The sequence below is a fragment of the Corallococcus exercitus genome (assembly GCF_003611585.1).
In the GTDB taxonomy this organism is placed as follows: Bacteria; Myxococcota; Myxococcia; order Myxococcales; family Myxococcaceae; genus Corallococcus; species Corallococcus exercitus.
The window spans coordinates 1-21034 of sequence record NZ_RAVW01000150.1; the positions used below are offsets into that span (position 1 = coordinate 1).

The following is a 21034-nucleotide window of genomic DNA, read 5'->3' on the forward strand; positions in this document are numbered from 1 at the left end:
CTCGTGGGCTCGGAGATGTGTAGAAGAGACAGGACTCGGCGGGCAGGTCGGGGGGCGGCGAGGGCGCGATGGGCCCGGAATCATCCGCGTTGGACTCCTGGGCGTACGCGTCATCCCCCCAGTCATCCGCGGCGACCGGCGAGGTCTGCGCGAACGCCCCCTGGGTCGCCAGGCCGACAATCAAACCCATCCACCATCGAGAACCCATGACTCCGTCTCCGATCTCCAGACCCCCGAGGGGACGCGGGCGTCCTACACTTTATTCACCCTGGAGGCTCCAGGCCCGCAATCCTGTCGACACTGCTACAGTCCGGCGGGACGCGAATGCTGCGCCGACTCCTCCCCACATTGCTCGCCCTGGGTTGCGGACTGCTGGCCCTCGGATGGGGGCTGGTGAGCCTCCAGCGCATCTTCACCCAGGAGCGTGAGGACGCCAGGGCCCAGGTGCGCTCGCGGCGGGTCGCGCTGGAGCAACTGGCGGCGGAGTCGCTGCGCACCGCGCTCGCGCAGCGGATGAAGACCCACCTGCCGAAGCTCAACGCGGCCGTGGGCGACCCGCTCCTGCCCGCGGAGGGCTACTACCTGCTCTTCCGCGACCACCAGTTCCTGCCGCGCGTGGACTGGCCCCGCGAAGGCACGGACGTCCCCGCCCAGGCCAACTACACGCTGCTGGCGCACGCGCTGGAGGACGGCCCCGCCCCGGCGCCCTTCCAGGAGCGGCTCGCGCGGCTGCGCGCGGCGGAGGCCGCCCTGGTCTCCGGCAACGAGGCGCGCACGGACGCGGCGGTGGAGGCGCTCTTGCGCTACCACGCGGCGCACCCGCTGCCGCCGGAGCAGGAGCTGCCCTTCACCCTGCTCATGGTGGAGTACCTGCAACGCGGAGGGGACACGCCGCTGCTCATCCGGGCGCTGGTGCGCGAGGGCCTCCCGGAGGAGCTGGGCGGCATGGCGCGGGACGCGGGCCTGCAGCGAAACCTGCTGCGCGCCCGGCCCCAGCTCACGCGGCCGGACTTCGACTTCCTCCAGGCGCGCATCGTGGCGCTGAGCCAGGCGCTGGTGGAGCCCCACGACGCCTTCGTCGCGCGCGTGCAGGAGGCCGGCGCGGGCGCGCTGGTGCTGCCGGAGCCGCTGGACGGCCCCACCCTGCTGGCCGAGCAGTGGTACGTGGAGCCCGCGGCCGAGCAGGTGCACGGGCTGGCCGTGGACATGTCCGCGCTGCTCGCGGAGCTGACCCAGGAGCTGCAGGGGCGCAACCTCATCCCCAAGGACGGCCAGGTGCGGCTGGGGCCCGGCGGCGTGGCGCGGCCCCTGAAGCACCCGGGGCTGGAGGTGGCCACGCCCGGGTGGGCCGCGGCGGAGGCGGACATCGAGGCCCGCTACGGCCTGAAGACGCTGCTGGTCGCGGCGTGCGGCGCGCTCGCGTCCGCCATCGCGGCGCTGGCGGTGGTGGCCCAGCAGCGCAAGTACCGCTTCGTGGAGCTCAAGAGCGACTTCGTCTCCACCGTGTCGCACGAGCTGCGCACGCCGCTCGCGTCCATCCGCCTCCTGGGGGAGACGCTGGAGCGCCGGCTGGGCCAGAGCCCGGAGGCCGGGGACTACCCCACCCGCATCGTGCGAGCGGCGGAGGGCCTGCACTTCCTGGTGGAGAACATCCTGTCCTTCAACCGCATCGACAAGGGGCGATGGGCGCTGAGGCCCGCGCACGTGCGGCTGGAGGAGGCGGTGGGCACGCTGCGCGAGGACCTGCAGGACGCCGTCACCGTGCCGGTGGAGATCCGCTCGCAGGTGGACGACGTGGAGCTGGATGCGGACGCGTCGCTCGTCCGGATGCTCTTCGCCAACCTGGGCCGCAACGCCTGCCTCTACAACCAGCGCAGCCCCGTGGTGCTCACCGTGCGCGCCTATCCGCAGCCGGGCTATGGCGCCACGGTGCTCTTCAGCGACAACGGCGTGGGCATCCCCCAGGAGGAATGGGAGCGGGTGTTCCAGGACTTCTACCGTCTGACAACCCCCGGGCCGGAGGTGCATGGAAGTGGCCTGGGGCTGGCGCTGTGCCGCAGAATCATGGGCCTGCACCAGGGCAGCATCCAGGTGGCCTCCTCCGGCCCTGAAGGCACGACGTTCGCCCTGACCTTTCCCGAGACGCGCCGATGACGACGCAGACGCCTCCCCCCTCCACCCGCCCGACCATCCTCATCGTCGAGGACGACGCCAACCTGCGCCTGGGCCTGCGCGACAACCTGCGCGACGAGGGCTACGACGTGACGGACGCCCCGTCCGCGAAGGAGGCCGCGCCCCACCTGGAGTCGCGGGTGTTCGACCTGCTCATCCTGGACGTGATGCTGCCGGGCGAGGACGGCTACAGCTTCTGCCGCCGCCTGCGCGCGGAGGGAGTGAAGAGCATGGTGCTGATGCTCACCGCGCGCTCGCTGGAGGACGACCTGGTGCGCGGCTTCGAGGCCGGCGCGCAGGACTACCTCACCAAGCCCTACCGCCTGCGCGAATTGCTCGCGCGCGTGCAGGCGCTGGTGCGCCGGGCGGGCACGGCGCCGCCGCAGGTGGTGACCTTTGGCACCTTCACGCTGGACCTGGGCCGCCGCGCGGTGCTGCGGGCGGACGGCGGCGAAGTGGACCTGACGCGCACGGAGTTCGACCTGCTGGCGTTCCTGCTGCGCCACCGCGACCGCGCGCTGCCGCGCGGAGAGATATTGGACGCGGTGTGGGGCCGCGACGTCGTGGTGGATCCGCGCACGGTGGACAACTTCGTGTCGAACCTGAAGAAGAAGCTCGGGTGGACGAGCACGTCTGGATTCACCATCCACACGCTGCGCGGCGTGGGCTACCGCATGGAAGTCACGAGCGGCGGCCCGTCATGACAAAATCATGACCGACACATGGAGCGCTGTCGGCCTTTCGGCTGGCGCGACTTCGTACCTTGCATCTTGTGGGGACGGGACGCCTGGAGCGTCCACTCCAACCAGGAGGCGGGTCAGATGTTTGAGTCGGTCATCGAACGGCGGGGAGTGCGCTCGGGACGGTTCGGCACGGGCGCGTGGGTGTCCATCGGCGTGCACGCGGGGCTCCTGGGCCTGGTGTTCTTCATCTCCGGCCGCGTGCCGGAGACCATCGAGCCGCCGATCGCGGACCTCGTCTACCGCCCGCCCGCCATCCGGAAGGGCGTGAAGCAGGCCGCGCAGCCGAAGCCGGCCACGGCCGCCCCGGCGCCGAAGCCCAAGCCGCGCACGGACCGCATCCCGCTGCACCCGAAGCCGCTGCCCGCGGACCTGCCGGAGGCGAAGCCGGATCCGGAGCCGACGACGGTCGCGGACGCGGTGGGCACGACCGACGCGACGGGCACGGGCGAGTCCGGACCGGTGGGCGACCCGGACGGGGATCCGAACAGTGACAGCCCCATCGGCGCCGTGGGCGTGCCGGTGATCAACACCGCGCCCACGGGCACGGAGGTGCTGCCCTTCCAGGGCGGGATGACGCCGCCCCGGATGCTGAGCGGCGCCCATCTTGACTACACGCTGGAGGCGCGGCGCGCGGGGGTGGAGGGAACCATCGTCGTGAAGTGCGTCATCACCACGGAGGGCCGGGTGCGCGACTGCCGCATCCTCAAGGGCCTGCCGTTCATGGATGACGCGGTGCTGGAGTCGCTCTATTCGCGTGAGTACCAGCCGCTGACCTTCCAGGGCCGGCCGGTGAACGTGTCGTACACGTTCAACATCAAGCTGAAGATGCCCTAGCGGCGGGTCCGGGTGTCCGCCAGTGAAAGCGCACGGACGCCCGGCTCCCCTTCGGGAGGGGAAAAGAATCGCGGCGGGAGTGCGGGCCCGTTAGGAAAGTCCCGTCGCGCCTGGCCATGTGCGCGATACCGGCACCGGAAGGAGCGGGCCTCCCCCGGCCCGCTTCCGGTGCCGGTCCCTTTTCAAGCGCAATGGCGGACCCCTGGTACGACGCGGTGGTGGTGGGTGCGGGCTTCGGCGGCCTGGGCACCGCTTTGGAGTTGTGTCGCCGGGGCGCCCGGGTGGCGCTGTGCGAAGGGCTCAACTACCCAGGCGGCTGCGCGAGCACCTTCCGGCGCGGTGGCTACGGCTTCGAGTCCGGCGCCACGCTGTTCTCCGGCTTCGGCGAGCAGCAGCTCTTCGGCCGGTGGATCCGCGAGCATGCGCTGGACGTGACGGTGGACTGGTTGGATCCCCTGGTGGAGCTGCGGGCCCCGGGGATGCGGTTGCCGGTGCACCGCGACCGCGAACGACTCATCGCTGAGTTCTGCGCGCTGCCTGGAGCGCCCGTGCAGGGCGTGCGGCGCTTCTTCGCGTTGCAGGCGCAGGTGGCCGGTGCGCTGTGGCCGCTGTTCGATGACCCGGACCTCCTGCCGCCGCTGAGCCTGAAGACGCTGCTGCGGCACGCGGGGCGCATGGGGTCCTACGCGCCGCTGATTCGGTGGCTGGGCCGTCCCCTGGGCGCGGTGCTCGCGCATCATGGGCTGGAGGGCTTCACGCCGCTGCGCACGTACCTGGATGCGCTCTGTCAGATCACCGTGCAGTGCTCGGCCGCGGAGGCGGAGACCCCGTTCGCGTTCGCGGCGATGGACTACTACTGGCGCGGCACGGGGCATGTCCGGGGCGGCATCGGCCGGCTGGCGACGGCGCTGACGAAGGCCATCACGGCCCGGGGCGGTGACGTCCTCATGGCGAACCGGGTGCGCGCGGTGACGCCCGTGGACGGCGGCTGGAAGGTGACGGCGCGCAGGGGTGAGCTGTTCGCCCGGCACGTGGTGGCCAACGTGCTGCCTCAAGGGCTGCGCACGCTGTTGGATGCGCCGGTGGGCCAGCTCCCCAAGGTGGATGCGCTGGCGGAGCGCGTGGACGGCGGCTGGGGCGCGGCGATGCTGTACCTCGTGGTGCGGCCGCCAGACGGTGACTCCGGCAACGCGCACCACTTCGAGCTGGTGCGCGATGAGAAGGCACCGTTCATCGAAGGGAACCACCTCTTCGCCTCCGTGAGTGGCGCGGCGGACGAAGGGCGTGCACGGCCGGGACAGCGCACGGTGACGGTGTCCACGCACGTGCCCTTGAAGAAGGTCGCGGGCATGGCGCCGGAGGAACAGGCGCCCTACTTCGCCGGGCTCCACGCGCGGATGCGCGAGAACCTGGACGCGCTGCTGCCGGAGTGGATGGCCAACGTCGTGCACGTCATGACGGCGTCGCCCCGCACGTTCCAGCGCTTCACGCTGCGCGAGGCGGGCGCGGTAGGCGGCGTGCCCCGGCGCGCGGGGCTGGACAACTACCGCATCCTGGGGCCGTTCCAGGCCCAGCGCGGCCTGTGGCTCGTGGGGGACTCCGTGTTCCCGGGCCAGAGCACCCTGGCCACCGCGGTGGGGGGTGTGCGCACCGCAGCGAGCATCGCCGCGGTGCGCTGAAGCATTGTTTTACAATGCAACCCGTTATCCACCGCTCCACTGGAATCCGCGAAACCCTGTTTCACGCACAGTCTTGGACCGCGTATGGTTTGTGTCCCCCTCACGGAGGTCACATGCGGTCATTCATTCTCGGTGGTCTGCTGGCTACGGCGCTGATGGCGGTGGGCTGTGGCGGTCCCATGGAGCAGGAGACGGAGCCGAACCTGGTCTCGCAGGAGGCGCCGCTGCCGGACTGCTCCAACGAGCCGAACGCGAACCTGTACAGGTACTACAACGACGCCGCGCACACCCAGCTGATTGGTGAATTTGGTTGCTATTGCGGCGGGCTCTACTACTGGGGCGGCCGGTCCGTCTACTCCGAGTACATCCAGGAGTGCTGAGCAGCTGAAGTCATATCATCCCGCGGCAATCCCTCACGGAGAACACATGCGCACGTTTCTGATTGGCGGTCTGTTGGCGATGGCGGTGGGCTGTGGCGGTCCCATGGAGCAGGAGGAGGCGGCGGACCTGGCCTCGCAGGAGTCGGCGCTCCCGGACTGCATGAACACCGACAACATGATCACCTACTACAACGACGCGTCCCACTCGATCATCGTCGGTCAGCGCGGGTGCTACTGCGGAAGCTGGGTGAACTGGGGCCAGGTGTCCACGAGCTACTGGGAGAACACCTCCTGCTAGCCCACCCCCGACACCAGAGGTGCGGTTGATGTCCGCGCCTCCGCGAGGATCCGCGCCGATTCCACGGCGGCGTCCTCCGGCCTGACGCTGGTGTCGGAAATGCCGGCGATGAGCCGGGTGCGGTCGTGGTCCACCGCGCCCGGCTTCGCCCAGGTGTCCGCGTCCGGCGCGGTGAGGTACGCGGAGAAGGCGTGGTGCCCGGAGCCGGGGCGCTCGCCAATCACATGCACCAGGGCGCGCGGACGCAGGTCCCCTTCCGCGCCGAACAGCAGGTGGCCCACCTGGTAGCCCGCGCGCACGCGGCCGTGCTTCACCACCAGCACCTCCGGCGCCACCCTCCAGCCCGTCGCCTCCAGCTCCGCGCGCAGCCGCGCCAGGAACGGCGCCAGGTGGCCCTCGTCCATCAGCGACCGGGGGTCCAACCCGTCCGACACGACGACCTGCGCGTCGTACCGGCCCGCGTGCTGGTGGCGCAGCGCGCGCACCGTCGCCTCCGAGGCCTCGTCCAGCGACTCGCCGGACGGCGGGTGCAGGATGTAGTCGCGACGGTCCAGGGAGCGCGTCTTGAGCCGCGCCGCGCCCGGGATGGACGCCACCGCCGCGTCGGACAGCTCCGACCACAGCCCCACCTTGCCGTCGTCGTAGAGGCCGCGCACCTCCCGCTCCAGCGTGGGCTCCAGCATCCACGTCCGGTCGCCGTGCCCCACCGCCAGCGGCACGCCCCGGGAGCGCACCTGCGCCATCCGCGCCTCCGCCTCCACGCGCAGCTCCGCCTCCGGACGCGTATCGCCCTTTGCCCGGCGGTAGTGCACGTAGACGTGGGCGGGGTCTCCGAAGTGCTTCGTGGGCCGGCCGTCGGCGTCGATGACGCCCAGGCGCTGGAAGAACGCCCACATCCGGTCGTCCACCTTCAGGCCGTGCCGCTCGCGCAGCCGCACGTGGTCCTGGAAGGACGTGGTGAGGTAGCTGAGCATCGGATCATTCCGCGTGGGCAGCGCCATCAGATACGCGGGCCCCGCTGCCGCGAGCTGCTCCTGGCACCAGCCCAGGTCATCCAGCGTCACGTCCATGTGCAGCGTGGAGCAGACGTCCAGGCCCAGCGTCAGCCCGTGCAGCTTGCCCATCACGATGTCTTCCAGGCAGCAGCGCACCAGCTGCTCGCGCGTGCGGAACACCTCCGGCCCGATGAAGCCCGCCACGTCGTTGACGTGAACCCACGGCGCCGCCTCACGCCCCGCGCCTGCCTGCGCGATGGCCACCCGGCGCTTCAGGGCTCGCGCGAAGCCGTACTTGCGCGACTCGTGGATGAGCATGTCCGTGCCGTGGTGATGCCCGTTCGTCGCGTCCGCGCCCTGCCCCGTCTCGAAGTACAGGCCCCACGGCCCGGTGCGCGCCGCCGCGTGCGCCACCATCTTCTCCAGCGTCACGTCGAAGGTGCGGTTGGCCGCCTCGTTCCCACCGAGGCTCTGGAACCAGATGCCCGTGGTGCCCGGACGCAGTGCCTCCACCTGCGCCTGCACGTCGATGTGCGCGAGCACGCAGTGGGGCATCACCTCCTCCAGCCCGAACGTCGTCAGCACGTCGTGCAGCGCGGACTCCACCGCGGCCACCGACGCCACGTCCGACGACACCGGGTTGGTGCCCAGCACCACGTCGCCCACCGCGAAGGCCCACCCGTTGAAGACCTGCCAGCGGATGTCGTCCGGATGATCCGTGGGCGAGTTGGGCTGCAACCGCGCGCCCAGGTAGCCCTTCGCGCCCACGCGGCTGCCCGGCAGCGGATGGAAGATGCGCCCGCCCACCGCCTTCAGCTCCGCGTCGGTCATCAGCTTCACGACGCACGCGATGACGTCGCTGGGGAGTCCGTCGATGACGGCGTGCACCTCCGCCTCCGGCGCGGTGAGCAGGAAGTCCTTGAGCTGGCCCAGCGTCCAGTCCGCCACGCGCTTCCAGCGCGCGGAGTCCCACGCCTCCAGGTTGAAGATGTGCAGCCGGTCCTCGAACGGAGGATGCGAGTGCACGTCGTCCAACTGCGTGCGCGACAGCAGGGTCCGCGCCCTCTCCCGCGACGCCTCGTCCGCCGCCGCGACACCGATGGCCGCGTCGCCTTCCTTGAACGCGTTCGCCGCGCCCAGGACCTGTTGATACAGGCGCGCATCGAAGCCGCCCGTCAGGCGCTGCACGTAGTCGAAGACATCTTCGTGGGGGAGGACGTCGGGGAGACAGACGCTCATGGGCCGAGAGGTTTAACCGGCGGCGCCGTCGCGCCACCATCCCCCGAGGGCGTTGTCACATGTGCAACGCCCGGACGCTTGCTCTCCACGATGCTTGGAGTTGCAATCGTTAGCGCCCTGAAAACTCATCCACCGTCCCGGCCCGGCACGCAGCCCGCGGGAGGCTTCCAGGTAAGCAACGCGTCCACCCGCGCGTCCTGCACCCGCGACACACCTTCCGGTGCATCGAGCGTGTTGACGCCGGGCTCGCGCGTGAAGTCGAGCTCCCGGACGGGGACGGGCGCCGCCGGGCAGCCTTCCTGGAACGTCGCCTCCGCTTCGTTCATGAGCACGTTCGCGTGGTCCTCGCCGGGAGCCCACGAATCGGGAAACGTGAACCGGCCCGACACGAGCTCCGCGCCTCCGGGAGGAAACCAGTTCCAGCTCAGGACCGTCTGCGCCGTGGAGCCTCCGAAGACCCCTCCCGCGACGCCACCCAAGAGGCTTTCATCCGTCGCGGGCCATTCGACGCGGAGGCCCTTCGGCACCGGGATGCGCACGGCCTCCACCTGCACCTCGTCCTTCACCTCGGGCTCCAGCAGCAACATCCACGTCAGCTCGCGGAGCCGCTCCGGGGCCACGCGCCCCACCCTCACTCCGGACCGGCGTGCGGCATCTGTTCCGGCCGCGTCCACCTTGCCGTCGGGCATCAACGCCAGGTTGGAGCAACTGCGCGAGCGGTACGCGGTCCCCGTTGCCAGGTGGTAGGCGTCGAGCTGATCACAGAAGCCGTAGTGCCCCCGGCGGCCACGGATCACCAGCCAGCCGTCCACCGGCACGCGGATGCGGCCCAGCGGCAGCACCGCCTGGACATTCCGCGCCTTCGGGTTGATCGCGAGGCATCCTCGCCATGCCTTGTACCGAAGCCGGAAGGGCTGCTTCCGGGATTCCTTCATGCAGTCGGGCGGAGGCGGCGGATCCGTGTCGAACGTCCCGGGGCGGCGGTTCTCCAGCCGGAAGGCCTTCTCCGCCCGCGCGCGCCAGGCCTCGGTCTCCGCGCCGCACGCACCGGCCTTCAAGGGACACAGCAGGAGGGCCAGCCGATGCTTCGGCGAAGCTTCCCGTGCCAGCACGTCGCGAAGGTCCGGAGGAATGACGACGGTCTGTGCCCCGGCACCGCCCAGCTCCAGTTGCGACGTGAAGTACGCCTTGCCTCCATCGCGCCACCACGTCTTCAGCGCGAGCGCGGGCACGCTGTGCTCCTCGTCCCAGGTCAGTGGCTCCCGCGTCTCCTCCTCGCGAGCAATACCGAAGCAGCGGTGGCTCAGCAGCAGCATGAGGCCCGTCCGCGCCTCTTCCACCGCGCCGTCCTCCGGGAGCGCCTCCATCCGCGCGTCGAACGCGGCCAGCTCCTCCTTCGCGGCCGTCCAATCGGCGGTGTCCGGCTTGCACGGAACGATGGGAGGCGCGGCCGCCAACAGCCAACCCAGCCCGAAAGACACCACGAGGGACACGGACATGCCCGCCATGGCACCCGCTCACGGGCTCGGCCGTCAAGTCGCGCGGTGGCGAACTACTCGCCGAGGAGCGCCGACCAGAAGTGCACCAGCTTCAGCGCCTCCATCGCGCTGGACTGCCGGTCCATCTCCGCGTGGGTGATCAGCGGCGTGGGCCGCAGGTGCACCCGCGTGTACGGCTCCAGCGCGCGCGCCAGGAGCGTGGACTCGATGGCGGGGATGACGGAGTCGTCCGTCCCGTGCAGCAGGTACACCGGCGCACGTGGCGCGGGAGAACGCTCCGGCGACAGCGACGGGTCTCCAGCGAAGCCCTTCACGAAGGGCAGCAATCGGGACCCCAGCGTGGCCACGTCGCGCGTGTTCACCTGGTGCAGCAGCGTGGCGGAGGGCTCGGGTAGCGTGGCCTCCATCGCGCGTGCCTCCGCGAACGCGGCCTCCGCCTGCTTGCCATCCACGAGCGTCAGGTGCGACGCGTGCATGAACTTCAGGACGCCTTTGCGCAGCGCCTCCACCTGCTCCGGCGGCACCAGCCGGTCCGCGACGTTCAGCAGGATGACCACCACGCCGTAGTCGTGCGGCCTGCGGTGCACCCCGTCCGCCTGCACTCCCGTGCACAGGAAGGACAGCACGCGCGACAGCTCGCCATGGCCCCCGAAGGACAGCACCGCGGCCACCCGGTCGCGCAGCGCGGGCCGGCCCGCAGCGACGACGGACAGTCCTCCGGAGAAGCTGATGCCGAAGAGGTCCACCTCTCCCTCGGGCGCCAGCGCTCCCGGGCCCAGCGCCCACAGGGCCGTGTCCTCGATGACGTCCGGCAGGCGCGGGGTGATTTCGTAGCGCAGCAGGTCCGGCGGCTCCGGCGTGAGCACCGGCTGTCCGCCCATGGCCAGGTCCTCCGCCAGCTTCACCAGCCGGGGCTCGTCGATGCCCGCCGCGTGCACGCCGGACGTGAGCACGATGAGCCGGCCCTTGCGTTGATCCGGTTGGTACAGCCGCCCGCGCACCGGCCCGTGGCGCGTGGGCACGCTCAGGTCCGTCACGGTGAAGGCCCCGGTGCCATGGCGGGCCAGGGCGTCCGCCACGCCGCCATGCAGGCCCGCCGCGCGCAGCACGAAGGACAGCCCTCGCAGCTCGGGGGGCACCACGAGGACGACCGCGAGCAGCAGTGCCGCCAGCACGGCCCCCAGCGTCCAGCGCGTCCGGTGCTTCATTGCATCAGGGTTTCGACGAAGGTGCACAGCTGGTCGCGCTCGAAGGGCTTCTCCAGCAGCTCCCGCGCGCGACGGCCCACGAACTCACGGGCCTGCGGATTCACCCCGCCCGTCATCAGGCCGGTGCGCGGCGCCAGCTCCGGCGCCAGCCGCTCCAGCTCCACCAGGAAGTCCATGCCGCTCATGCCCGGCATCATCAGGTCGCAGAGGATGGCGTCGAACTTCTCGCCGTGCGACAGCCGCCGCAGCGCCTCGCGCGCGTCCTGGATGACGTGCACGTCGTAGAGGTTGCGCAAGAGCCGGCTCACCGCGCTGCCCACCGCCGGCTCGTCGTCGATGAGCAGCAGCCTGCGCAGGTTGCGCGTCGCGCGCACCGACTGCGAGGACTCCTCCGCCGGAGCCACGACCGCCGGTGCGGGCCGGAGGGCTTCAGGTGGCAAGCTGAGCGCCGGCAGCTCCACGCGGAAGAGGCTGCCCTGGCCCTGCTCGCTGGCGACCTCGATGTGGCCCCCCATCGCGTGCACCAGCGTGAGGCAGATGGACAGGCCCAGCCCCGTGCCGCCCTTGGGCGAGCGCGTGGTGAAGAACGGGTCGAAGATGCGCTGGCGCACCTCCGCGGGCATCCCGGTCCCGTTGTCCTCCACCTCGATGAGCACGTGGCCCTCGCGGCCCGGACGCAGGCGCAGCCGCAGCTGGTTCTCCTCCGGAGGCCGCTCGCCGAAGGCCTGGAGCGCGTTCATCAACAGATGCGTGACGACCTGGGCCAGCCGGCCCTCGTTGCCGTGCACCGCCGCCACCGGCTCCAGCTCGCACGTCAGGTGCGCGCGGTGCTGGAGTTCGTCGCGCATCAGCTTGACCGCGCCCTCCACCGCGCGCCGCACGTCCACCGGCCCGTGCTGCTCCTCCTCCGTGCGCGAGAACGTCCGCAGGTCGCGCACGATGGAGCGCACGCGCCCCGCGCCCTCCAGCGCCTCGGCCACCACCTGCCGCAGTTCCTCCAGCTGCTCGGTCGGCACCGGCACCACCGGCTGGGCCACGCGCTCCCAGAGATAGGCCAGGTTGGACGTCACGTAGGAGAGCGGGTTGTTGATTTCATGCGCGACGCCCGCGGCCAGCGTGCCCACGGACGTCATCCGCTCCGCCAGCCGCCGCTGCGCCTCCAGGCGGGTGCGCTCGGTGACGTCGCGCACGAGCCCCACGAGGAAGCGCTCGCCGTTGGGCAGCGCGTACGCGGCCCGCTGCGTGAGCACCTCGCGCGAGCGGCCCTTGGAGTCGGTGAAGGAGCCCTCGTCCTCCACGGTCTGCCCGGTGGTGAAGGCGCGCTCGTCCTGGCGCCACGACGCCTCCGCTTCATGCGGCGGCACCTGCGGCGAGGTGATGGTGCCGCGCAGCGCTTCGGCGGGCAGATCCAGCAGGCGGCAGTAGGCGCCGTTCATCGCCACCAGCCGGTGCTCGCGGTCCTTGATGAACAGCGGCTCCGGCACCGCGTCCAGCGCGCCCTGGAACATGTCGCGGGCCCGCCTGAGCGCCTGCGCATCCCCGTCCGAGGACCTGCGCTTGAGCGCCACCAGCCTCGCGCCCCAGCGCGTGCCGGGCGGAGCCACGCACTCGTCCGCGCCCGCGCTGATCAGCGTCTCCGCCTCCTCGCCGTCGCGCGTCGTCAGCACCACCAGCCACGTGCGCGTCTGCAGCCGCCGCGCGTGCGCCCACTGGCAGCGCGCCTTCACGGCCTCCAGCGGACCGCCGTGGTCCCACAGGACGAGGAGTCCCTCGGGCAGCGGCTCCGGCGGGGAGTCGACGCGGATCACGCGACACGCGCGCCCTTCGGCCGTGGCGCAAAGGTCGCGCTCCACGTCCTGGGCCACCGTGGCTGGGACCGCCACCAGCATTGCGTGCACCGCGTCGCTCCTCGCGCCCCACGGGATCATTCCGCCCGCGTTGCCCGTCCGCATTGCAGCCTTGACCACACCAACCCGTCAACGCGGGGTCTCGCGGACTGCCCGTAGCCCATTTCCGGGTCCAGTGGGACTCAGATTTGCACGGAACTTCGCGCCACCGCGCGAGGCCCTACCTTGCAGGAAGGTAGGAGCGCACACCGCGCGCAGTGCTGGGGCACCGTCTTCGCCGGGCACGCGCCACTCATGCCGTAGTGGCACAAAGCAAAGTCGTAACGAACGGGGTCTTCTGGATCGAGCGCACGCAGCGACGCCGTCACCTCCTCCGCCGTGCGCCAGGTGAGGTCCGTGCGCTTCGTGAGCCCCAGGTGAAGCGCCATGCGTCCGATGTGCGTGTCCAATGGGACCAGCAGTGCTGATGCGGGCACCTGCTTCCAGATGCCGAAGTCCACCGCGTCCGGTCCGCGCACCATCCAGCGCAGATACAGGTTGAGGCGCTTCGCCGCGCCCGGCCCCAGCGGCGAGGGCAGCAGGTGGTGCAGTCCCCGCTCCGGTCCCATCGCTTTTCGGAGCGGCTCCATGGGCACGGCCCGCAGCGCGGCGGTGAAGGCCGCGAGCGCCCCGTGGAGCGTGCCGCTCGCCTTCCAGCCCTGGACGAACAGCGCCTCCAGGCTGCCGTGCTCGCGCAGCGCGCGGCCCATGCCCAGGAGCAGCACCGCGAGGTCCGTGCCCACGTTGAAGCGATACACGAAGCCCGTGAGGAGTTCCTTCGCTCCCGCCACGTCCAGCGCGCGCACGAAGGCCGCGGGCGACGGGCCCATCTGTTTCAAGAGCGCGTCCACCTTCGGGCGGAAGAGATCCGCGCGCCCATACGCCAACGCCGCCGCGAGCAGCGCGCTGACCTCCACGTCGCGCGGATCCGTGTAGCGGTGGGGGAACTCCACCGGGTCGAACCCGATGCGTGCCTTCGCGTCGGTGGAGGCCAGGAAGGCATCCAGGCGTGGGCGCAGACGGTCGGCCGCCTGGATGCTCAACCCTGTGTGCGCGACACGGCGCTTCTTCATCTCGCGGACTCCCACGTCGTCGGTAGGAACCAGTCCTAACGCGTGAGCTCGCGCACCGCGTGCCCCAGTTCCGGGAGGATGAGCGCGTCCAGCGCCAGCTTCACGGCCTGCGGCGAACCGGGCAGCGCGAAGAGGATCATCCCCTGGTAGGTGCCCGCCGTGGCGCGCGACATCATCGCGGGGCTGCCGATGCGCTGGTACGACAGCATCCGGAACAGCTCGCCGAAGCCGGGCAGCTCCTTCTCGAAGAGCGGGCGGAGCGTCTCCACCGTGCAGTCGCGCCGGCCAATGCCGGTGCCGCCGGTGAAGAGCACCGCGCGGGCCCCCGCCGCCTGCGCCTGCGCGAGCGCGCCCCGGATGGCCTCCGGATCATCCTTCACCACCGTGTGCCCGGCGACGGTGTGCCCCGCGGCGGCCAGGCCGTCACGCAGGTCCTTCCCGCTGCCGTCGTGCGCCTCGTCCCGGCTGTCCGAGCACGTCACCACGTACGCGCTGACATGCACCGGCGCGCGCGCCTTGTGCTCCGCCGCCACCGCCGAGCCCTCGTGCGAATGCCCGTGCTCGTGGTCATGACCGTGTGAGGGGTCATGGTCGTGCGAGTGGCCGTGTGAATGGTCGTGGTCGTGCGAGTGGCCGTGACCGTGGTCGTGCGAATGCCCGTGGTGGGGATGGCCATGACCGTGGTCGTGGTCGTGATCGTGTCCGTCGTGTCCCATGGTGGACGCTCCTGAAGGCGGAAGGTGGCGGTGCGAAGGTCAGGCGTCGGGAAGGTCGACGACGAGATTTCCGTCCTCGACCGTGAGCTGCACCGTCGGCTGGTCATCACAGACGCCGGGGGAGGTGGCGTTCTGGCCCGTGTCCATGTCGAAGCCGACTTCGTGGCAGGGACACACGACCATGTTGTCCTCGATGCGCCCGCCCGACAGCAGGCAGCCGGCGTGGTTGCACCAGTCATCGAGGCCCTTGTAGCGGCCGTGGATCTTCGCGATGCAGACGTTGCGCTTGCCCACTTCGTAGCCCCGCATCTCCCTCTCGGCGAAGTCCGCGGGTCCCAGCTTGATCTTCGTCATTGCGTTCCTTTTCCCACAACGCGTCCGGGCCTGCACCCCCGTTCCCCCGGCATTAATTTCCCGACCGTGACTCCCGACGTGACACCCTCCACCGCCGTGCTCACCGACAAGGCGGCCGTCGCCCAGCTCCTCCGGGACATGTCCCTCCTGCTCCAGCTCCAGGGACAGAGTGGCTTCCGCGTCCGCGCCTACGACATCGCCGCCGACCGCATCGCGAACCTGCCGCAGGACCTGGGCGCCGTCGTCACCGAGGGCCGCCTGCAGGAGCTCCAGGGCATCGGCCCGGGGCTCGCCGAGAAGCTCACCGAGCTGGTGACGACCGGCCGCATGACGGCCTTCGAGGAGCTGAAGGCCCAGTTCCCCGCCGGCCTGCTGGACCTGATGAAGCTGCCGGACGTGGGCCCGAAGAAGGTGGCGGCCCTGTGGAGCGAGCTCCAGGTGGGCAGCATCGAGGACCTGGAGCGCGCCTGCCGCGACGGCCGCGTGCGGGAGCTCAAGGGCTTTGGCGCGAAGAGTGAAGCCAAGCTCCTGGACGGCATCGCGGTGTACCGGCGCGCACGCGGCGAGCGGAAGCTCCTGGGCGATGCGCTGCCCATCGCGGAGGGGCTGCTGGAGCGGATCCGCCAGGCGCCCGGTGTGGTGCGCGCCAGCCTGGGCGGCAGCGTGCGCCGGCGCGCGGAGACGGTGTCGGACGTGGACCTCATCGCCTCCGCGGCGGACGCGGGGCCGGTGCTGGACGCGCTCGCGAACGCGCCGGGCGTGGCCACGGTGATTGGCAAGGGCGACAGCAAGTGCTCCGTGCGCATGGTGCAGGGCGACCTCCAGGTGGACCTGCGCGTGCTGCCCGACGAGGACTTCGCCACCGCGCTGCACCACTTCACCGGCTCCAAGGCGCACCACATCCGGCTGCGCAACCTGGGCCATGAGAAGGGCCTCAAGATTTCGGAGTGGGGCGTGCACCGCGAGGACGGCACCAAGGTGCCCGTCCCCGACGAGGCGACGCTGTACCGGCTGCTGGACATGCAGGAGGTGCCGCCGGAGCTGCGCGAGGACAACGGCGAGGTGGAGGCCGCGAAGGCCGGCAAGCTGCCGGTGGACCTGGTGACGCTCGAGGACGTGCAGGGCGCGGTGCATGCGCACAGCACCTGGTCCGACGGCCGCAACACGCTGGAGGAGATGGCGCGCGCGGCGCAGGCGCTGGGGCTCAAGTACCTCACCATCACCGAGCACAGCGAGGCGGCCATCCACGCGGGCGGCCTGAAGGTGGATGACCTCAAGCGGCAGTGGGAGGAGATCGACCGCGTGAACGCGGCGGTGCCCGGCGTGCGGCTGCTCAAGGGCATCGAGGTGGACATCCTGGAGTCGGGGGCGCTGGACTACGCGGACAGCGTGCTGGAGCAGTTGGAGGTCGTCATCGCCTCCATCCACGTGCGTCACTCCATGGACGAGGACCAGATGACGCGCCGGGTGCTGGCCGCGCTGGACAACCCGCACCTGCACATCCTGGGACACCCCACCGGGCGCCTCATCCAGAGCCGCGAGCCGTACGCGCTGCGCATGCAGGAGGTGCTGGAGCGTGCCCGCGAGCGCGGCGTCGCGGTGGAGATCAACGGCAAGCCGGCGCGCCTGGACATCAAGGCCGAGTACGTGCGGCAGGCCGTCGGACTCGGGGTGAAGCTGGTGGTGAGCTGCGACGCGCACCGTCAGGAGGACCTGAAGAACCTGGCCTTCGCGGTGGCCACGGCGCGCCGGGGCTGGGCGAGGAAGAAGGACATCCTCAACACCCGGTCCGCCGAGAGCTTCCTCGCCGCCCTGCGGGAGCGCTGATAGGCTTCCGGGCGCGAAGATGTTCCGCCCGCTCGTCCTCATCCCCGCCCTCCTCTGTCTCCTCCTGGCCCTGCCCACGCGGGCCGGCGCGGAGGCCCGTCCGTCTCGCGCCGACCTCCAGCGCGTGCTGGAGCTGCACGCCCGCTCGTCGGTGCGCGTGCGAGGCCCTCAGCACGCGGGCCCCGGCATCATCGTGGGCGCGGACGGCCAGGTGCTCACCGCCGTGTCGCTCGTGGGTCCGGAGTCCGCCCAGGTGGAGCACGCGGGCAATGCCCTGACGGCGCGCGTGGTGCTCTCCAGCACCGTCCTACAGGTCGCGGTGGTGGCGGGCCCCCAGGGCGCGTGGCCCGCCGCGCCGGTGCGGCTGGTGCCAGAGGGGCTGGCGGGCCGCTGGGTGGTGGGCGTCATGCCCGCGCGCAAGAAGGGTCAGCGGGACACGCCCAGGGCCACGCTGGCGAAGGCCGCGCCCGCGCCCTTTTTCGACGTGGACCTCACGCTCGTGCCCGGCAGCCCGCTCTATGACGGGGACGGGCGGCTCGTCGGCGTCGTCGTCGAGCGCCGGGGCCGCGGCGCTCGGGCCCTGCCCCTGTCCGCGGTGAAGGCGGAACTCGCCTCGGCGGACGCGCCATGAGCCGTCCCTCGGGGCCGCCGTTCCGCCTGAGCGCGGTGCAGGAGGCCGTGGGTCTCTGGGCGCTGGGCTTCCTGGGCATCGTCGTGGCGTTCCTCCTCGCCGGGGGCACGAGCGTGCCCAAGCTGGTGGCCACGGTGGGTTTCCTCTACCTGCCGCTCATCCCCATGCGCTGGCGCGACGAGGACTACCGCGACTACGGCCTCAGCCTGCGCGCGTGGAAGGAGGACGTGCGGCTGTTCCTCATCCTGTCCGCCATCGTGGGGCCGCTGTTCTTCGCGGGCTTCGCTGGCTTCGTGCAGGTGGTGCCGCACCTGCCGCCCGCGCTCGCCCACCACCTGACGCCCATCATCGGCGAGGGCCACTTCCAGCCGCGCCTGCCCCCGCGCTTCGGCGAGTGGGTGATTGATCAGCTCTTCGTCGTGGCCCTGCCGGAGGAGTTCTTCTACCGGGGCTATCTCCAGGCCCGCCTGCGCGACGCGTGGCCCCAGGGGCGCGTGGTGCTGGGCGCGCGGCTGGGACGCGCCTTCTGGGTGACGGCGCTGCTCTTCGCGCTGGGCCACCTGGCCATCTTCCAGACGTGGCGGCTGGCGGTGTTCTTCCCCGCGCTCCTCTTCGGCTGGATGCGCGAGCGCACCGGCACGATCGTCGGCTGCTCCCTCTTCCACGCCGCCTGCAACCTCTACGTGCGCTTCCTGGAGGAGTCGTTCTTCGGCGGCCCGTAGCGGCTTCTCAGGCGGCCGGCAGGTGCTGGACCTGGAGGTCCGCGCCCACCACCAGCGTCGTGCCCTGCGGCAGCTCCACCCAGCCCTGCGTGCGCGTGACATGGCTGGCCACCACCACCGTGCGGCGGCGGCGGTGCGCGCTGACCTCCGGATGCGTCTCCGGCGTGTCCGCGGTCACGCCGCAGTGGGCGCACTCCACGCTGCCCTCCAGGCGCGTGTAATACAGCGGAGCCTCGCCGCGGCGGGTGGCGATCAGCACGGCGCCGTTGGTGGCCACCAGGTTGAGCGGCGGCGTGCGCACCTGCCCGGCCTTCACGAACGCGGCCTCCACCTCGCGCACCGTGTCGCGCAGCACGCGGCCGGCGACGCCGGGCTCCAGGCGCGGATCATCCGTGCGCCCCAGTTCGCGCAGGTGCGTGAGGAAGAGGGCGAAGAGGATCTCGCTGTCGGTGGGGCCCCGCACCTGCCGCTGGAGGTGCTCCGGCACGCGCGACAGGAGCGGAGCGCGCAGGGGCTCGAAGTCCGGCAGCGGCCCCTGGTGGGCGAACAACCAGTGGCGGGCCCGGAAGGGCTGGGTGTTCTCCTCGGGCGACAGGCCGAGCGGCAGCCGGCCCGCATGGAAGAGCACCGCCTCCGATTCGTGGGGAGGCCCCAGGTCATCCAGCGTGAGGTCCCGGTCCGGCGCCAGGCGGCGCAGCAGCACCTCCTCCTGGGCGTAGGAGCCCACTCCCAGGGCGTTAGCCCGGGGATCCGGGCGGAGGACGACCTGCCGCGTCAGCCGGTGCAGCTCGCACCGGAGGAGGTTGGGATCCGACGACAGCGCGGCGAGGATGGCGGACATGGAGATTCCCCCCTTCACTCAAGGGATAAGGTCCAGGGACCCGGGGTTCAGCGCCGCCCACCCGCTCCCCTGCTCTGGCGCTAAGCCCTTGAAATGGCTGGCATTTGATCAGTCATTGAATTGACACCTCACATCGTGGCGCCTAACCTCCGGGCGCTTCCCGACTGCCCTCTTCCCAGAGGAACCGGGGTGCAGGTCTTCACCGGAGACGGAATGGCGGACGACATCGCAATCGGCATCGACCTGGGCACGTCGTATTCGTGCGTGTCCGTCGTCCACGAGGGCCAGCCCACGGTCATCCCCAACGAGTGGGGTGAGACGACGCATGCCTCGTGCGTGTCCTTCCTGGAGGAAGGGTCCGTGCTGGTGGGCAACGCGGCGAAGAAGAACATCATCACCAGCCCCGAGAACACGGTGTACTCGGCCAAGCGGCTCATCGGCCGGTACTACTTCTCCGACGAGGTGAAGAAGGCGCAGGCGGTGATGCCGTACCGCATCGTCGAGGGCGACAACAACTCGGTGCGCATCGGCGTGCGGGAGCGCAGCTATTCGCTGCCGGAGATCTCCGCGCTGGTGCTCAAGGAGATGAAGGCGGTCGCGGAGACGTACCTGGGCCGTGAGGTGACCAAGGCGGTCATCACCGTCCCGGCGTACTTCAACGACAACCAGCGCCAGGCGACGAAGGACGCGGGCCGCATCGCCGGGCTGGAGGTCTTGCGCATCCTCAACGAGCCCACGGCGGCGGCGCTCGCGTATGGCTTTGGCCGGGACGTCAACCAGCGCGTCGTCGTGTACGACCTGGGCGGCGGCACGTTCGACGTGTCCATCCTGGAGATTGGCAAGGACGTCTTCGAGGTGCTCGCGACGGCGGGCGACACGTACCTGGGCGGCGACGACTTCGACGACCGCATCATGACGTGGATGGCGGACGACTTCCTCAGCCGCACGCGGCTGGACCTGCGGCAGAACAAGTACTGCCTGCAGATGCTGAAGGACGCGGCGGAGAAGGCGAAGATCGACGTGGGCCAGTTCGGCACCGCGGAGATCCTCTGCTCGGGTATCTGCCAGGACGCCAACGGCAACGTGATGGACCTGCGCAACACGCTCAACCAGGACCAGTTCAACCGGATGGTGATGGACCTGGTGCAGCGCACGTTCAAGGTTTGCGACGAGGCGCTGCAGAGCGCGCGGCTGACGGCGGCGGACATCGACGCGGTCATCCTGGTGGGCGGGCCCACGCGGCTGCCCATCATCCGCAACTCGGTGAAGCACTACTTCCAGAAGGAGCCGCTGGAGGGCATCAACCCGGATCAGGTCGTGGCCATGGGTGCCGCGCTCCAGTCGCACGCGCTGCTGGACAGCAAGACGGAGACGTTCCTGGTGGACGTCACGCCGCTGACGCTGCGGATCGGCACCGTGGGTGGGTACACGGAGAAGATCATCGACAAGAACACGCCGGTGCCCATTGACCGCTCGAAGACCTTCACCACCAGCCGCGACGGGCAGGAGAAGGTGAAGATCCGCGTGTACCAGGGTGAGTCCAACCGCGCCGAGGAGTGCGAGATGCTGGGCGAGTTCGAGTTCTCGGGCTTCCGCATCGGGTATCGCGGCGAGGTGAAGATCGAAGTGACGTTCGAGATCAACACGGACGGTCTGGTGAACGTGTCCGCGTGCGACGTGGAGACGGGCCAGAAGACGTCCACGAGCATCACGTTGTCGTCGGGCATGACGGAGGCGGACATCCAGCAGTCGATCCAGTCGAACCGCAACACGCGGCTCGCGGGCCACAACACCAGCGACCTGCCCTCCGTGGCCAACTAGGCACCGCCGATGTCCGAGCCTTCCGATCCGAACTCCGGCGCACCGCCAGGGCCCGCCGCGCCCGCGGCCCCCGCGCGTCCGGCGCTGCCCCGGGTGACGGCCTCCGTGCCCCCGTC

General features: G+C 70.8%; 18 protein-coding genes and 1 pseudogene. 10 read left to right on the forward strand and 9 right to left on the reverse strand.

What is annotated here, in order from left to right; genetic code table 11:
- A pseudogene (locus D7W79_RS19625) lies at window positions 1-208 on the reverse strand (hypothetical protein); the annotation flags it as partial.
- Between the two features lie 116 nt (window positions 209-324).
- Between D7W79_RS19625 and D7W79_RS19630 the strand changes: the two are divergent.
- The 6 genes from D7W79_RS19630 (at window position 325) to D7W79_RS19655 (ending at window position 6106) form a co-directional block, all read left to right on the forward strand.
- Window positions 325-2154, forward strand: a complete 1830-nt coding sequence (locus tag D7W79_RS19630) for a sensor histidine kinase (protein ID WP_120526915.1) — start codon at window positions 325-327, stop codon at window positions 2152-2154.
- The gene (locus D7W79_RS19635; protein WP_120526916.1) at window positions 2151-2876 is read left to right on the forward strand and encodes a response regulator transcription factor; all 726 of its coding nucleotides are present in this window, start codon (window positions 2151-2153) and stop codon (window positions 2874-2876) included. Before D7W79_RS19630 ends, D7W79_RS19635 begins: the two co-directional genes overlap by 4 nt.
- 117 nt (window positions 2877-2993) lie before the next feature.
- Window positions 2994-3749: an energy transducer TonB gene (locus D7W79_RS19640; RefSeq protein ID WP_120526917.1), complete on the forward strand. Its 756-nt coding sequence runs from the start codon at window positions 2994-2996 to the stop codon at window positions 3747-3749.
- A gap of 191 nt (window positions 3750-3940) precedes the next feature.
- Entirely contained in the window at window positions 3941-5428 is a 1488-nt protein-coding gene (locus D7W79_RS19645) for a phytoene desaturase family protein (protein WP_120526918.1), read from the forward strand.
- Window positions 5429-5541: 113 nt separating this feature from the next.
- Complete coding sequence (locus D7W79_RS19650; protein WP_120526919.1) at window positions 5542-5808, forward strand: hypothetical protein; 267 nt, start codon at window positions 5542-5544, stop codon at window positions 5806-5808.
- Between the two features lie 46 nt (window positions 5809-5854).
- Window positions 5855-6106 (forward strand): hypothetical protein, encoded by a 252-nt coding sequence (locus D7W79_RS19655; RefSeq protein WP_120526920.1) that lies wholly within the window; start codon window positions 5855-5857, stop codon window positions 6104-6106.
- Here the strand turns inward: D7W79_RS19655 and eutB are convergent.
- The 7 genes from eutB to D7W79_RS19690 form a co-directional block, all read right to left on the reverse strand.
- A complete protein-coding gene (gene eutB / locus D7W79_RS19660; protein ID WP_120526921.1) occupies window positions 6103-8340 on the reverse strand; it encodes an ethanolamine ammonia-lyase subunit EutB in 2238 nt (745 codons plus the stop codon). The two genes, D7W79_RS19655 and eutB, sit on opposite strands and share 4 nt — an antisense overlap.
- Before the next feature lie 125 nt (window positions 8341-8465).
- Window positions 8466-9848 (reverse strand): hypothetical protein, encoded by a 1383-nt coding sequence (locus D7W79_RS19665; protein WP_120526922.1) that lies wholly within the window; start codon window positions 9846-9848, stop codon window positions 8466-8468.
- 44 nt (window positions 9849-9892) lie between these two features.
- Window positions 9893-11047, reverse strand: coding sequence for a hypothetical protein (locus tag D7W79_RS19670; RefSeq protein ID WP_120526923.1), 1155 nt, complete (start codon window positions 11045-11047; stop codon window positions 9893-9895).
- Window positions 11044-12936 carry a two-component system sensor histidine kinase NtrB gene (locus D7W79_RS19675; protein WP_439099217.1) on the reverse strand — a complete coding sequence of 631 codons (1893 nt, stop codon included), beginning with the start codon at window positions 12934-12936 and terminating at the stop codon, window positions 11044-11046. Before D7W79_RS19675 ends, D7W79_RS19670 begins: the two co-directional genes overlap by 4 nt.
- Window positions 12937-13076: 140 nt before the next feature.
- Window positions 13077-14006 (reverse strand): TIGR02757 family protein, encoded by a 930-nt coding sequence (locus D7W79_RS19680; protein ID WP_208729772.1) that lies wholly within the window; start codon window positions 14004-14006, stop codon window positions 13077-13079.
- Between the two features lie 35 nt (window positions 14007-14041).
- Entirely contained in the window at window positions 14042-14509 is a 468-nt protein-coding gene (locus D7W79_RS19685; RefSeq protein WP_171437564.1) for a MogA/MoaB family molybdenum cofactor biosynthesis protein, read from the reverse strand.
- Between the two features lie 252 nt (window positions 14510-14761).
- Window positions 14762-15076, reverse strand: coding sequence for a Rieske (2Fe-2S) protein (locus D7W79_RS19690; RefSeq protein WP_120526926.1), 315 nt, complete (start codon window positions 15074-15076; stop codon window positions 14762-14764).
- A gap of 66 nt (window positions 15077-15142) precedes the next feature.
- Here D7W79_RS19690 and polX point away from each other — a divergent pair, with 66 nt between their 5' ends.
- Genes polX through mrtX form a run of 3 tightly spaced genes read left to right on the forward strand, consistent with a single transcriptional unit; the run spans window position 15143 to window position 18256 of the window.
- Window positions 15143-16903, forward strand: a complete 1761-nt coding sequence (polX, locus tag D7W79_RS19695) for a DNA polymerase/3'-5' exonuclease PolX (protein ID WP_120526927.1) — start codon at window positions 15143-15145, stop codon at window positions 16901-16903.
- Between the two features lie 19 nt (window positions 16904-16922).
- Window positions 16923-17534, forward strand: a complete 612-nt coding sequence (locus D7W79_RS19700) for an MXAN_2756 family trypsin-like serine endoprotease (RefSeq protein WP_120526928.1) — start codon at window positions 16923-16925, stop codon at window positions 17532-17534.
- Window positions 17531-18256 (forward strand): myxosortase MrtX, encoded by a 726-nt coding sequence (gene mrtX, locus D7W79_RS19705; RefSeq protein ID WP_120526929.1) that lies wholly within the window; start codon window positions 17531-17533, stop codon window positions 18254-18256. Before D7W79_RS19700 ends, mrtX begins: the two co-directional genes overlap by 4 nt.
- A gap of 7 nt (window positions 18257-18263) precedes the next feature.
- On the opposite strand, the gene D7W79_RS19710 is transcribed toward mrtX, so the two are convergent.
- Window positions 18264-19097: a class II glutamine amidotransferase gene (locus tag D7W79_RS19710; RefSeq protein ID WP_208729773.1), complete on the reverse strand. Its 834-nt coding sequence runs from the start codon at window positions 19095-19097 to the stop codon at window positions 18264-18266.
- 213 nt (window positions 19098-19310) lie between these two features.
- Between D7W79_RS19710 and dnaK the strand changes: the two genes are divergently transcribed.
- A complete protein-coding gene (dnaK, locus tag D7W79_RS19715; protein ID WP_120526932.1) occupies window positions 19311-20918 on the forward strand; it encodes a molecular chaperone DnaK in 1608 nt (535 codons plus the stop codon).
- The last annotated feature ends 116 nt before the right edge of the window (window positions 20919-21034 follow it).

What these genes read in the sequence shown, in the direction of transcription:
- D7W79_RS19630 (WP_120526915.1), top strand. Translation starts at nt 325, where the DNA reads ATGCTGCGCCGACTCCTCCCCACATTGCTCGCCCTGGGTTGCGGACTG.
- D7W79_RS19635 (WP_120526916.1), top strand. Translation starts at nt 2,151, where the DNA reads ATGACGACGCAGACGCCTCCCCCCTCCACCCGCCCGACCATCCTCATC.
- D7W79_RS19640 (WP_120526917.1), top strand. Translation starts at nt 2,994, where the DNA reads ATGTTTGAGTCGGTCATCGAACGGCGGGGAGTGCGCTCGGGACGGTTC.
- D7W79_RS19645 (WP_120526918.1), top strand. Translation starts at nt 3,941, where the DNA reads ATGGCGGACCCCTGGTACGACGCGGTGGTGGTGGGTGCGGGCTTCGGC.
- D7W79_RS19650 (WP_120526919.1), top strand. Translation starts at nt 5,542, where the DNA reads ATGCGGTCATTCATTCTCGGTGGTCTGCTGGCTACGGCGCTGATGGCG.
- D7W79_RS19655 (WP_120526920.1), top strand. Translation starts at nt 5,855, where the DNA reads ATGCGCACGTTTCTGATTGGCGGTCTGTTGGCGATGGCGGTGGGCTGT.
- eutB (WP_120526921.1), bottom strand. Translation starts at nt 8,340, where the DNA reads ATGAGCGTCTGTCTCCCCGACGTCCTCCCCCACGAAGATGTCTTCGAC.
- D7W79_RS19665 (WP_120526922.1), bottom strand. Translation starts at nt 9,848, where the DNA reads ATGGCGGGCATGTCCGTGTCCCTCGTGGTGTCTTTCGGGCTGGGTTGG.
- D7W79_RS19670 (WP_120526923.1), bottom strand. Translation starts at nt 11,047, where the DNA reads ATGAAGCACCGGACGCGCTGGACGCTGGGGGCCGTGCTGGCGGCACTG.
- D7W79_RS19675 (WP_439099217.1), bottom strand. Translation starts at nt 12,936, where the DNA reads ATGCTGGTGGCGGTCCCAGCCACGGTGGCCCAGGACGTGGAGCGCGAC.
- D7W79_RS19680 (WP_208729772.1), bottom strand. Translation starts at nt 14,006, where the DNA reads ATGAAGAAGCGCCGTGTCGCGCACACAGGGTTGAGCATCCAGGCGGCC.
- D7W79_RS19690 (WP_120526926.1), bottom strand. Translation starts at nt 15,076, where the DNA reads ATGACGAAGATCAAGCTGGGACCCGCGGACTTCGCCGAGAGGGAGATG.
- D7W79_RS19700 (WP_120526928.1), top strand. Translation starts at nt 16,923, where the DNA reads ATGTTCCGCCCGCTCGTCCTCATCCCCGCCCTCCTCTGTCTCCTCCTG.
- mrtX (WP_120526929.1), top strand. Translation starts at nt 17,531, where the DNA reads ATGAGCCGTCCCTCGGGGCCGCCGTTCCGCCTGAGCGCGGTGCAGGAG.
- D7W79_RS19710 (WP_208729773.1), bottom strand. Translation starts at nt 19,097, where the DNA reads ATGTCCGCCATCCTCGCCGCGCTGTCGTCGGATCCCAACCTCCTCCGG.
- dnaK (WP_120526932.1), top strand. Translation starts at nt 19,311, where the DNA reads ATGGCGGACGACATCGCAATCGGCATCGACCTGGGCACGTCGTATTCG.